The sequence below is a fragment of the uncultured Megasphaera sp. genome, assembly GCF_900539295.1.
In the GTDB taxonomy this organism is placed as follows: domain Bacteria; phylum Bacillota; class Negativicutes; order Veillonellales; family Megasphaeraceae; genus Megasphaera.
This window is the reverse complement of the sequence record NZ_UQBH01000041.1, coordinates 1-12,565: the sequence shown is the minus strand read 5'-3', so window position 1 is coordinate 12,565 and position 12,565 is coordinate 1. Positions and strand designations below refer to the sequence as shown.

11 protein-coding genes and 1 pseudogene are annotated in these 12,565 nt (G+C 48.3%); 1 reads left to right on the top strand and 11 read right to left on the bottom strand.

The annotated features are described in order from the left end of the window. The 11 genes and pseudogenes from QZQ46_RS10615 to QZQ46_RS10250 form a co-directional block, all read right to left on the bottom strand. Positions 1-175: pseudogene (locus QZQ46_RS10615) on the bottom strand (sugar phosphate isomerase/epimerase); the annotation flags it as partial. Positions 176-190: 15 nt separating this feature from the next. Continuing rightward, positions 191-1,348: a Gfo/Idh/MocA family protein gene (locus QZQ46_RS10295; RefSeq protein WP_296829692.1), complete on the bottom strand. Its 1,158-nt coding sequence runs from the start codon at positions 1,346-1,348 to the stop codon at positions 191-193. A 24-nt stretch (positions 1,349-1,372) separates the two neighbouring features. Beyond that, a complete protein-coding gene (locus QZQ46_RS10290; protein WP_296829689.1) occupies positions 1,373-2,299 on the bottom strand; it encodes a TIM barrel protein in 927 nt (308 codons plus the stop codon). Between the two features lie 144 nt (positions 2,300-2,443). Continuing rightward, complete coding sequence (locus QZQ46_RS10285; RefSeq protein WP_296829687.1) at positions 2,444-3,295, bottom strand: AraC family transcriptional regulator; 852 nt, start codon at positions 3,293-3,295, stop codon at positions 2,444-2,446. A gap of 113 nt (positions 3,296-3,408) precedes the next feature. Then, complete coding sequence (locus QZQ46_RS10280; RefSeq protein ID WP_296829684.1) at positions 3,409-4,287, bottom strand: DMT family transporter; 879 nt, start codon at positions 4,285-4,287, stop codon at positions 3,409-3,411. Positions 4,288-4,392: 105 nt separating this feature from the next. Then, the gene (gene iolE / locus QZQ46_RS10275) at positions 4,393-5,280 is read right to left on the bottom strand and encodes a myo-inosose-2 dehydratase (protein ID WP_296829681.1); all 888 of its coding nucleotides are present in this window, start codon (positions 5,278-5,280) and stop codon (positions 4,393-4,395) included. A 59-nt stretch (positions 5,281-5,339) separates the two neighbouring features. Beyond that, positions 5,340-7,286, bottom strand: a complete 1,947-nt coding sequence (iolD, locus tag QZQ46_RS10270) for a 3D-(3,5/4)-trihydroxycyclohexane-1,2-dione acylhydrolase (decyclizing) (protein WP_296829678.1) — start codon at positions 7,284-7,286, stop codon at positions 5,340-5,342. Positions 7,287-7,312: 26 nt separating this feature from the next. After that, positions 7,313-8,101: a 5-deoxy-glucuronate isomerase gene (locus QZQ46_RS10265; protein WP_296829674.1), complete on the bottom strand. Its 789-nt coding sequence runs from the start codon at positions 8,099-8,101 to the stop codon at positions 7,313-7,315. After that, positions 8,098-9,129, bottom strand: a complete 1,032-nt coding sequence (iolC, locus tag QZQ46_RS10260; RefSeq protein ID WP_296829672.1) for a 5-dehydro-2-deoxygluconokinase — start codon at positions 9,127-9,129, stop codon at positions 8,098-8,100. Before iolC ends, QZQ46_RS10265 begins: the two co-directional genes overlap by 4 nt. A gap of 11 nt (positions 9,130-9,140) precedes the next feature. Beyond that, entirely contained in the window at positions 9,141-9,986 is an 846-nt protein-coding gene (locus QZQ46_RS10255) for a class II fructose-bisphosphate aldolase (RefSeq protein WP_296829669.1), read from the bottom strand. 24 nt (positions 9,987-10,010) lie between these two features. After that, positions 10,011-11,162: an iron-containing alcohol dehydrogenase gene (locus QZQ46_RS10250; protein ID WP_296829667.1), complete on the bottom strand. Its 1,152-nt coding sequence runs from the start codon at positions 11,160-11,162 to the stop codon at positions 10,011-10,013. A gap of 397 nt (positions 11,163-11,559) precedes the next feature. Between QZQ46_RS10250 and QZQ46_RS10245 the strand changes: the two genes are divergently transcribed. Then, positions 11,560-12,333, top strand: coding sequence for a DeoR/GlpR family DNA-binding transcription regulator (locus QZQ46_RS10245; RefSeq protein ID WP_296829664.1), 774 nt, complete (start codon positions 11,560-11,562; stop codon positions 12,331-12,333). Positions 12,334-12,565: the final 232 nt, after the last annotated feature.

Sequence of the window (12,565 nt, the reverse complement as noted above, 5' to 3'; positions counted from 1 at the left end):
CCTTGCGGTATTCCGCTTCGCATTCTTCCGAAAAGAGGGGGTGCTTATAAAAGGGGTTGATCCGCGGATGAGGCGACTGTTCGATATACTTATAGCCCCAATCAGCAACTTTATGGACCATATCGTTGATGCTCATCTGTTTAGCCAACACGTCTACGTCAAAGGCAATTTTCATGGTATATTCCTCCTCTTAGTAATCAATCCAAACGGCACCTTGTTTAGCCGATTCAACACATTTTTCAACCCATTTCACGCCTTCAGCACCGGCATGGACATCGGGATACCAATGGGCATAAGCACGACCTTGATTAGCCGCTTCCATAGCCATGGCAAAGCGGCGGTATAAGTTGGCCCAGGCATCAAACAAACCTTCCGTATGGCCGCCGGAAATCCGGTCTTCTTCCCGCGCTTCTTCGTACAAATAGGCACCGCCCCGTTCCAAAATCTGGACCGGCTGGCCTTCAATTTCATAAGAAAGCTGATTCGGCCGTTCATCATACCATTCCAAGGAAGCTTTAGAACCGACAATACGTACTTTCTGGCCGTGAAGGGCACCGCAGTTAATCGCAGAAGCCCAGCAAGTCGCCTGGCCGCCGCCTTCGAGATTCATGATGACGAAAGCATTGTCTTCCAACTTACGCGTCGGGATGAAGGACTTGGTCGTGCACATGAGATTCTTGATTTTAAAATCAGGAATCATGGCTTCAGCCAAAAATAAGGGATGAGTCCCGACGTCGCCTAAGACAAAGGACGGGCCGGCTTTTGTCGGATCCATGCGCCATTTAGCAGCACTGTTCGTTTCTTCCACAGCCGTATTATAGGCGCCAAAGGGGAACTGCATCTTTACCAGGCGGATGTCGCCTAAATCACCGTGCAGCACCATTTGCCGCGCCTGTTCAATGAGCTGATGGCCGGCATAGCCATAGGTGACGCCGACGACTAAGCCTTTTTCATCGGCTAATTTCACGAGTTCTTCGGCTTGGGCCGTCGTAAAGCACAAGGGCTTTTCACAGACGGCATGCAGACCTGCTTCCAATACGGCTTTGCAGACTTCGTAATGAAGGCCGTTGGGAACGGCAATGGTTACGGCTTCGATACCGTCCGGCCGTTTAGCTTCTTCCTGCAGCATCGTCTTATAGTCCGTATAGCAGCGGTTTTCGTCTACGCCTAAGGATACGCCGAAATCTTTTCCCCGCTGCGGGTCAATATCGAAGGCTCCGGCAACGAGCTGAAACGATGCATCGCGAAGGGCCGCACTGCGGTGAATATATCCAATCTGGCTGCCTCTGCCGCCGCCTACCATGGCCCAGCGAATGGGATGGTCTAATACTTTTTCTCCATTAATCATTCGTGTTTCCCCCTATCTATGCTGTCAGTCAAATCCTAATCCATGTAAGTAATCACAGCTGGCTTTTACGTCGCGAAGGCTGGTTGCCGCATTGCGCGGGTCCCGTTCTTGTTCAACCGTAATATAGCCGGCATAATGAAGTTCTTTCGTCAGAACTTCGTAAATCGCCGGATAATCGAGCATTCCCGTGCCGATCGGGCACATAGCCCCTTTAGCACAGGCTTCGAAAAAGCGAATGTGTTCCCCCATCACCTGGCGGTATACGTCTTCATTGATGTCTTTAAAATGAATATAGTCGATGCGGTCGGCATATTTGCGCAGCCAGGTAACGGGATCCATCTTGGAATACTGCAGATGGCCCGTATCGAGGCAAAGGCCGCCTAATTCGTAGGGAATGTCGCCGACGACCTTTTCGATTTCATCGGCAAATTCAATGTAGCCGCCGGCATGGGGATGAATGACCGGGCGCACATTCCAAGAAGCTGCCTTTTCACAGATGCCCCGGATGTGATTCATCATGCGCTGCCAGTCTTCATCATTCAAGCGAGGTGCCGTATCGGGATGGCCGGCAGCATAATCGCGTTCATCATGCCCCCAGTCCATGACCGTCAAATAAGGGGTCTTAACGTGCTGGCCGTCTTCCATCGGAAGCTCGGGCAGTTTCGTAATCAGGCCGCAGATGTCATCGACCTGCTTCAATACGGCCGGATAGTTTTCTTCGGACAACAGATCGTCAAAAATCGTGCCGGCCACGATGGAAATACCGTTTTTTTCAAGCTCCCGGCTCAAGACGTCTATATCGAGCGGTAAATAGCCGTAAGGTCCTAATTCGACAGCTTTGTATCCGGCCTGACCGGCTTCTTTCAAAACGGTCTGCCACGCCGGCAAGTACGGATTTTTTACGTCGTCTACGCCCCAGCAGCAGGGAGCGCCTGTAATATGTATGGTCATAAGTACCTCCTCATGCGTTATCTTATCTGTTTCTCTTGATGATGTGATTATATAAAAAAACCGAACAAAAAACTTCTGGTTTTTTGTTCGGTTCTGAACATATTTTGGAGCGTGTTGCAGAAAACTTCCACTATCTTGTACTGCTTATAAAGACCGATAAATTTCCCGATATCGCCGCGGTGAAATTCCCGTCATTTTCAAAAACATGTCGTGGAAATAGCTGCTGCTGCTGTAACCGACGCGGGACGCAATTTCGGTCAGGGACAAGTCCGTATCAATAATCAAGGTCTGCGCTTCCCCGATGCGCCGCCGCAGGATGTACTGCATGACGGCATAACCGTATACTTTTTTATAGACCCGGGTCACATAGGACGGGCTGACGTGGAATTGCGCTGCCAACTTGGCCAGGGTAATCGATTCCATATAGTGTTCGTCGACGTAAGCCTTTATTTGACGGGCTAATTCGTTGTCCTCTTTATTTTCCTCCCCTTCCTGCCGCTGCTGCAGCAATTGATACACCGTGACGATAAAGGCCTGCAGCAAATAATTGGCTGCCTCGGCCGAAACACAGGAAGAACCGGTCGTATAGGCGTACATCGATTTCATCATCTGTGACAGGGGCAGGAACATATCGCCGGTTTTAAGCAAGGGTGACTGATGGGGCTTCAACAAATGATTTTTCGCAAGTCCCGGAATGTGGAGCTCGGTCACGCCGCAGGATCCGATGGACAAATCGGATTGAGACAAGGCCGATTCATCATGAACGGTGCCGCTGTCAATGATGAGGATGTCCCCTTTTTCTATGGTATATTTTTTCCCATCGACGCTGTATATCCCCTGGCCCTGATGGACCAAAATGATTTCCAATATATCCTCATGACGATGCATGGTCCGCGGCAACTGCGTAATATAGCCGGGAGCCTCATAAATGGTTACCAGCATCGGTTTCGTATGCGGTGCAAAGGTTGAAGAAACGACAGGCAAGACGACTGCCATATACAGACCTCCCTATGAACGATTTCATGTCCATTATATACTAAAACTCCCGTCAAAAAAACTCTTACAAAAATCTGCCGACTTTTGTAAGAGTTTTGAGATATGTTCTGTCGTTATTTGCTGTGCGTCGTCCCGTAGACGCCGATAAAAATACAGGCTGCTCCGATGAGTTCCTGTATCCCGATTCGTTCTGAAAACAGGAAATATCCGCCGATCATGCCGACGACAGGCGTCACATTTTGGAAAATAGCCGTCAGACTGGGGCCGGCATTCTTTACGCCGATGTTCCAAAACAGCATGGCCATGATGCCGCCAAAGATGACGGTATAGCCAAAAGCCATGGAGAGGGGAAAAGAAAGGGCGGCGGGATAAAAGTCCTGTGTCAGGAAGCCATAGGCCATGGTGATAAACGCACCGCTCAGCCCGGCCCAGCCCGTCGTTAACACAGGAGACATCTGCTTCATCACCCGTACGCCGATAATCGAGTAGATTGTCCAAGCGACTTGAGCCAGTAAAAAGAAGATGTCGCCGCGATTAAAGGAGGCCTCCAGAATGACGTCCAAAGAACCGTGACTGACGACCAGGACAGCTCCCATAAAAGATAAGAAGATGCCGCACCAAGCTTTAAACGGTAAGCGTTCATGGATCCCGAAGGCGGCAAAAAAAGCCGTAATGGCCGGAGACGCTGCGGCAATCAAGGTGCAGTTGGTAACCGTCGATATCTGTAGCCCCGTAAACTGCAGGACGTTATTGATACCGATCCCCGTAGCCCCCATGAGCAGCAGCGGCAGGATACAGGATTTTTTAGGAATCAAGCCTTCTCCCCGTACCATGGACAGGCCCAGTAAAAACGTACCGATCAAGAGATAGCGCATGGTCGTAATCGTAACCGGTGACCAGGCCGTGACCAGCCATTTGATGCATAAAGGCTGTATCCCCCATATAAAGGTCGTAGCAATCAGTATTGCATAGGTTTTTTGTTTTGTATCCATATCGTTTTGATGATTCACATACTATAACCGATAAAGCAAAAGCCGCTCTCAAAAGAACGGCTTTTACTGTTTAGTCAGAAGTGGTATTCAATATGCTGCTGCCCATTAAATGTGAGCTTTTTCTTTGATGTATTTACGAGCTTTGATGGCATATTCCAAAGGATTAGCCTTAGCCGGATCCTGTTCGGCTTCTACGATGAACCAGCCGTCGTAATCGCTGGCATTGATGACATCAAAAATCGGTTCAAAATCGATATCGCCGTCGCCGGGAACGGTGAACATGCCGGCACGAACGCCGTCGAGGAAGCTCATGTCATCGGATTTTACCTTGTTGCGGATATCCATGCGGACGTCTTTCAAATGGATGTGGCGGATACGCGGCAGATATTTTTTGAGGATTGCCAGGTAATCTTCTCCGGAGCAGACGAGATGGCCCGTATCATAGAGAAGGAATACGAGGTTCGGGTCGGTCATGTCCATGAGGCGGTCGATTTCTTCCGTCGTCTGAACGCCGGTACCCATGTGGTGATGATAGGTCATGGTCAGGCCGATTTTCTTAGCGACAGCGCCGAGTTTGTTGAGGCCTTCAGCCAAGAGTTTCCACTGTTCTTCCGTATTGACCGGTTTGCCGGCAAAGACGGGAACATCCAATTTGCCCTGTACAGAATTGCCCTGTTCTGCAACGTTGCAGAATTTAGCGCCCATAGCCTTCAAGAATTCGCAGTGAGCGATGAAGTCTTTTTCGACCTGTTCGTACGACTGGGTCAAAAGGAAGGAGCTGAACCAAGCGCTGGCAATGGACATGCCGCGAAGATCCAAGGCTTTTTTCAAAACGGCCGTATCTTTCGGATATTTGCCGCCGACTTCGCAGCCCGTAAAGCCTGCTAAAGCCATTTCACTGACGCACTGTTCAAATGTATTTTCTTTGCCGAGATCGGGCATGTCGTCGTTCGTCCATGCAATGGGAGCAATCCCCAATTTAATATTTGCCATGATAAAAATACCTCCTGAATATGTATGTAAAGGGTAATCCCTTTATGCCTTATGTATGATTAGTATTTTCTTGCTTTTTCGAAATGCGGAACCATTACGTTATTGTATACGTCCTGGATCTTTTCGCTCTTGGAAACCTGAGCTACACCGACACGCCACCAGTCACCATAGCCGTGAACCATGGTCTTGGGCAGTACTTTTACATCGATCAGTGTCGAAACAGTCTGTTTCTTAGCGTCTTCAATAGCAGCCTTTAATTCTTCTGCACTGCGAACAGTGTAGGATTTGCAGCCATAGGAAGCAGCATTCATCGCGAAATCAACAGGTACAAAGCCGCCGTCAAGCTGGTTCGTTTCGGGATTGCGGAAGCGGAATTCCGTACCAAAGCTGCCCTGGCCGTGACCGATTTCAAGGTTGTTGATGCAGCCATTGGTCATGTTGTCAAAGACGATGACGTTGATTTTTTTATGTTCTGCAATAGACTGAGGCAATTCAGAGTGAAGCATCATGTAAGCGCCGTCGCCGACGAGAGCATATACTTCTTTTTCCGGTTCAGCGTATTTTACGCCTAAGGCAGCATTGACTTCATAGCCCATGCAGGAGAAGCCATATTCTACGTGATAACCGTTAACACAGGTCGGACGGAAGGCACGCTGCAGGTCACCGGGAAGGGAACCCGAAGCACCTACGACGACAGCCTGGTCACCAATGGTTTCATTGACGACGCCAAGGGCACGAGTCTGGGGCAGAGACGAACCGGTCAACTTGATAAATTCTTCACTGACCTTTTCAAAATCCAGATCGTCATCTACTTCCGGTACGAAGTCCTTACCGGTATATTCCAAATGATAAATGCGGTCGATTTCAGCGTCGTTTTCAGCTTTAGCTTTGGCTACTTCTGTCGTATAGCCGGCTTTCCAGCCCGTCTGTTCCAAAGCGGCCTGCAAATCTTCCAAGCAGGCTTTGGCATCACCAACGACTTGGATGCCGTCCATTTTATAGGCATGGAATTTAGATACGTTGAGATTGACGTATTCGACATCGGGATTCTGGAAGAGCCATTTGGACGACGTCGTGAAGTCCGTATAGCGTGTACCTACGCCGATGACGCAGTCTGCATCGGCACCAATCGTATTCGCACCGTGGCAGCCCGTTTCGCCGATACCGCCGAGATTGAGGGGATGTTTCCAGTCAATCGTGCCTTTGCCGGCCTGGGTTTCGCCAAAGGGAATGCCGAATTTTTCAGCAAAAGCTTTGAATTCTTCTTCCGCTTCGGAATATTTGACGCCGCCGCCAAAAATAAGGATCGGTTTTTTCTTCGTTTTGATGAGTTCAACAGCTTCGCGGATGGCACGTTCTGTCGGACGGGGACGGTCGATATGGTGAACGCGTTTTTTGAAGAAGTATTCCGGATAATCGTAAGCTTCCCCTTCTACGTCCTGGGGAAGAGCCAGGCATACAGCGCCGGTTTCAGCCGGATCGGCCAGTACGCGCATAGCATGGATAGCTGCCTGCATGAGGATTTCCGGACGCGTAATGCGGTCCCAGTATTTGCAGACGGCCTTGAAGGCGTCGTTGGTCGTAATGCTCAAATTGCTCGGCTGTTCCATCTGCTGGAGTACCGGATCGGGCTGACGGTCAGCATAGGTGTCGCCCGGTAAGAACAAGACGGGAATGCAGTTTGCCGTAGCCGTAGCAGCTGCAACAATCATGTTGGCAGCGCCGGGGCCTACAGAAGAGGTGCAGGCATACATCTGTTTACGGCGTTTCTGTTTTGCAAAGCCCATTGCTGCATGAGCCATACCCTGTTCATTACGGCCCATATGGACTACGAGGTGGCCCGGGTCTTCTTCTAAAGCCTGGCCGATACCGACGACATTGCCATGACCAAAGATACCAAATACACCTTCGAACATCGGCATTTCTTTGCCGTCGAATTCAATATATTGATTATTGAGGAACTTAACGAGAGCCTGGGCTACCGTAAGTCTAATCGTATTTGCCATGTTAATCTCCTTTAAAACCAGTATTTCTATTTATGAGGTTCCCAAATTTTTACGTCTTTGTCCAGGAGCCATACGTGTTCCGGAACATCGGTACGAGTCTTTTTCCAAGGATCATTCGGTAAATGGCGGATCATCCAGCTGTACCACATAGCATAGCCCGGAGCTGCTACCTGCGGATGCATATAGCCGCTTGAGAGTTCCGACCAGGAATTCTGCTTAATCATGAATACGTCTTCACCGATGAAGCAGGCACCAAAGCCCTGGGGTTTATCGAATTTATAAGTATATACTTCCGGCTGCGGATGGGTATGCGGAATATATCCGGACCAGCGGCCGGGGCTGGTAATGACTTCGCCGTTTACCATGTTGGAATAAGGTGCATTGTCATAGTCGAAAATAGTGCGGACCGTGCGTTCTGCCGTCGAATTCCAGACACCTTGGCCGAAGATGTCGCACTGAACGTCAGCCGGGCGATAGAAAACAGGTTCAAAGTCTTTTTCGTTGACAGTTTTCTGAATCAGGATTTCCGATACGGTGAGCGCCTTGATAACGACCTTTTTCCCATGGGGAACGTGCAGGCAGAACGGGTTTTCATCAAAAATGGAGTCGCGGTGCATGACTTCCGTCTTGCCGTCCCAAGTAATTTCAACTTTACCGGTTACGATGACGAAGGCCGTTTCCTGAAGAGCATCTCCAAATTCAACGATTTCATTGGCATCCATTTCCTGGTAGCCGATATCCATCATCATATCGCTGTAACGGGTCGTCATTTCATTATAGCCGTGTTTTAATTCGCCTAATTTACCGAGTCTCATAATTTGTCTCTCCAATCTAATTCCGTAATGACCTTTTCATCTTTATGTTCTTCCATAAATGCGTCGATTTGAGGAACTGTCTGCATAGCGTTGGAGCAGCTGTGGCTGGCTACGACCATAGCCGCATGAGCTGTGCCGTACTGCAGGGCCTTCGGTACTTCCCAGCCCGACAGGAGTCCGTGAATAAATGCACTACCGTAGGCATCACCACCGCCGAAGGATTTCAGCAATTTGATGTGATACGATTCCACTTTATAGGCGTGCTGGTCAGCCGTATAAGCAATGGAGCCTTTTTTGCCGTGTTTGATGATGACGATTTTGTTGCCGCAGGCAATGTATTTTTCTGCAATTTCGTGGTCAGGAATACCGCTGTCAGCAGGAATATTTTCCGTTAAGTCAAATTCTTCACGCGAGCCGATGACGATGTCGCTCTGGCTGGCTACGATGGAATAGTAAATAGACGTATCTTCTTTCGATTTCCAAGTGTATTCACGATAGTCGATATCGAAGATAACCTTTACGCCGTGTTTCTTCGCATAGCGAAGAGCGATCAAGCAAGCTTCCCGCGAAGGGCTGGCTGCCAGTGCCGTGCCGGAAATCAAGAGGATCTTGCTGTCAGCAATGTATTCTTCCGATACGTCCTGAGGCGTGATCATGAGGTCAGCGGCCTGGTTGCGGTACATGAGGAGCCGGCTTTCCGTCGGGCTGGAAATTTCCGTAAAGGTAAGACCCAGGTTTTCACCGTTTTTTGCCCGCGTCATCTGGCTGGTATCGATACCGCGTTTTTTGAAATAGTTGATAGCGAAATCGCCAAACTGGTCATCGGAGACACAGCCGATAAAACCGACGTTGTCGCCTAATTTATTGATCCCTACTGCCAGGTTTGCCGGCGAGCCGCCAAGATACATCGAGAAGGTTTCTACTTCGTCAAGGGTTCTATTTAATTCATTCGGATTAAAGTCAATGGCTGCACGGCCAATAAGAACGATATCTCTTTTTTTTGATTGATCAAATTCAATGATTGCCATGATGTTCTCCTTTATAGACGATTCGTCTGATTGAAAATTAACATATGCTTCTTAATATTTTCATAGGCACCTTGAACAGCGGAATCGCTGAGGTCAAAGTAGTTCGCCTGCGGCTTATCGCTGACAGTCTGTTTGATATGGCTGGCTACGCTGTCGTACGATGCCGTCGCAATATTGATCTTCTTTATTCCGTTGTGCAGGCAGTTCCGGAAATCACTGTCCGTAAGGCCCGTACCGCCATGAAGTACTAAGGGACATTTGACGACGGCAGCGATTTCTTTCAAGCGGTCGATGTGCAGCTGCGGTTTCTTAGCGTAATTGCCGTGAGCCGTGCCGATGGCTACGGCTAAGGCATCGACACGCGTTTCTTCAGCAAAACGCGTGGCTTCTTCTACGCTGGTGACTAAGACTTCTACGCTTTCGTAGTCGCCTTCCGCACCGCCAACGTGACCGACTTCCGCTTCGACGGACGCGCCGTAAGCTTCGGCCATCTGACGAATTTCTTTAGTCTTCTGGATATTTTCTTCCAAGGGATAGCTGGAACCGTCGAACATGACGGACGTAAAGCCGATATCCAAAGCCTGATGAATCTTTTCTACTGTTGAACCATGGTCAAAATGAACGACGACGGGAATGTCGGTTTTCTTACCGGCAGCCACCATGATGGGGCCCAGTAATTCCAAGGGGGAATATTTCAACCGGCCTTCTGCAATTTGAATGATAAGCGGCGTCTGTATTTCTTCAGCAGCTTTAATGGCTCCCATGACCATTTCCATGTTTGATACATTAAACGCACCAATTGCATAGGAATTATCTTTAACGGAGCCCAATGCTTCTCTTAATGTAACTAATGCCATTTTCCTCGGGTCCTTTCCTATAACTTAGTACAGCGTTTTGTAAATTTCAATAAGGTCTTCTTTGGTGGGAACGCGCATCGTATTCTGCGGGCTGCCGCTTTCCAAGGCATCGCTTGCCATCTTATCAAGCTGTGCGAAGAAGTCTTCTTTAGCAACGCCTAATTCAGCCAAGGTCGGGATGCCGACTTCCTTGCAGAAGCGAGCGACTTCGGTAACGAAAGCCTGAGCAGCTTCTTCATCAGGCGTGTTGTCATCAGCGACGCCCATGATACGACCAATCGTTGCAAAACGGTCTGTATTTTCCTTAATAGCGAAGGCCATGCAGGACGGGAGCAAAATTGCATTGGATACACCGTGAGCGATGTGGAACAAAGCACCAATCGGACGGCTCATACCATGTACAATTGTAACAGAAGCGTTGGTAAATGCAATGCCGGCTTCAAGAGCTGCCACAGACATCTGCATGCGAGCGTCCACATTTTTACCATCTTTGTAGCAAATCGGGAGATTTTTATGAATTTTCTTAATAGCTGACAGGGCAAACATATCCGTCATGGGAATAGCTTTCCGAGACGTATAGGCTTCAATGACATGAGTCAGGGCATCGATCCCGGTTGCAGCCGTAACTTTAGGCGGTGCTGTCATGGTGAAGGTCGGATCTACAACGGCTAAATCAGGAATCAAGGACGGGCCGCCGAGAAGCATTTTTACATTCGTTTCCGTGTCGGCGATGATTGTGTTTTTGGTAGCTTCCGAACCGGTACCGGCTGTCGTCGGGATTGCGACGATGAAGGGAACCGGCATGTCGATAACGGTGTGCATATAATCACGAAGCTTACCCGGGCATGCCGTGAGCATGGCAATGGCTTTTGCCGTATCCATCGGGCTGCCGCCGCCTAAGGCGACCAAGAAGTCACAGCCTTCTTCTTTATAAATCTTTAAGCCTTCGTCGACGATGAGATCCGTCGGTTCCGTATTGCAGCCGTCATACAGTGCATAGGGAACATTTGCGGCTTTCAAAGCATCTTCTACTTTAGCGGCATTGCCAAATTTGACCATCATCTGGTCGGTAACGACAAGGGCTTTGGTTCCTTTTCCCTGAATATGCTTACCGAGTTCAGCAATGACATTAGGACCGGAAATAATGGTACGGGGCATCATGAATACGTCTGACATAATAACATCTCCTCCGATAATATTGGTTATTTGTTTTGGTTATGTTTTGGATTTGTTTACATACACAATGTAACACTTAATCACATTCTAGTCAATAGTTATTCATGAATTTCTCTGAAATCATAATAAAATCCATTTTTCGCCCTCTTTTAATTGATATTCACTTCCATTTCGGTTCATCTTATCATCATTTTTATCATAAATTAACCAAAATAGCCTCATTTATGGTTGTCTTTTGATTAGATTTCAGATATAATCATAGATACCAGAACAATTGCATTGTTACATGCTAACACTACATCGTTACATGCTAACACTACATTGTCATATGCTAAACTTGCAGTACGGCAGGATATATCCCTTCCCACCAATTCTAAGAGAAAGGCCAGCGATTTTTATGAAAATCATCCGAATCAACAGTATAAAAAAAATGCTGGAAGAGGAACATCATCTTTCCATCAATCACCTCTGCGACGTCTTCAACGTTTCCAAAAATACGATACGGCGTGATATTGCTGAGTTAGATAAACAAGGACTCATCAATAAGGTCTATGGAGGCATTACCCTGAAAGAGACCGACTCTATCGAACCTTTCACCCAACGTGAAACCAAGAACGCATCCAACAAGCAGCGGGCCGCCAAGATGGCCGCCTCCCTGGTCAATGACAACGACATCATTTTCATCGACTCCGGGACGACAACCTTCCATATGATTCCCTACCTGGCAGATAAAAAAAATCTGACCATCATTACGGCCAGCGTCAACATCATCAATGCAGCCATCGCCTATTCGAATTCGAAGACCTTCAACCTGATTGCAACAGGCGGCACCTTATATTATCCATCGATGTCCTTTGTCGGCCCCAGCGTTCTTCACTGTCTGGACAACTATAATACGTCAAAGATTTTCCTGGCGTCTACGGGAATCTCCATTGAAAACGGCGCTACCAATGCCTCTATCGCCGAAAATGAAATAAAGCAAAAATTGATCCAAAAGACGGGAGAAAAACACCTGCTCATCGATTCCTCAAAATTAGACGTAACTTCCCTCATGACCTACTGCTCCTTATCCGACCTGGACAGCATCATCCTCGACCGACAGGCTCCGGATAAATACGTCCAGTACTGTAAAAAGAATCACGTTCAGCTGTTAGTGGCACCGGAAGATTGATGCACCACTAAAAAGCGCACTGTCTCACGAAAGACAGTGCGCTTTTTTAATACCGGAGACCAGTCATTCTATAAGGAAATATCGCTTACTGGCGACGCCATCCCGATTACAGTCTCCTCCTGCCCTACATTCAGTCATCATCTTGCCCAAAACATCATCAAACTGTCCCACCGAAGAAGTCGCCTCCACCCGTAAAACGGGTGGCTCGACGGGCGGCTATAAGCCTTTATTG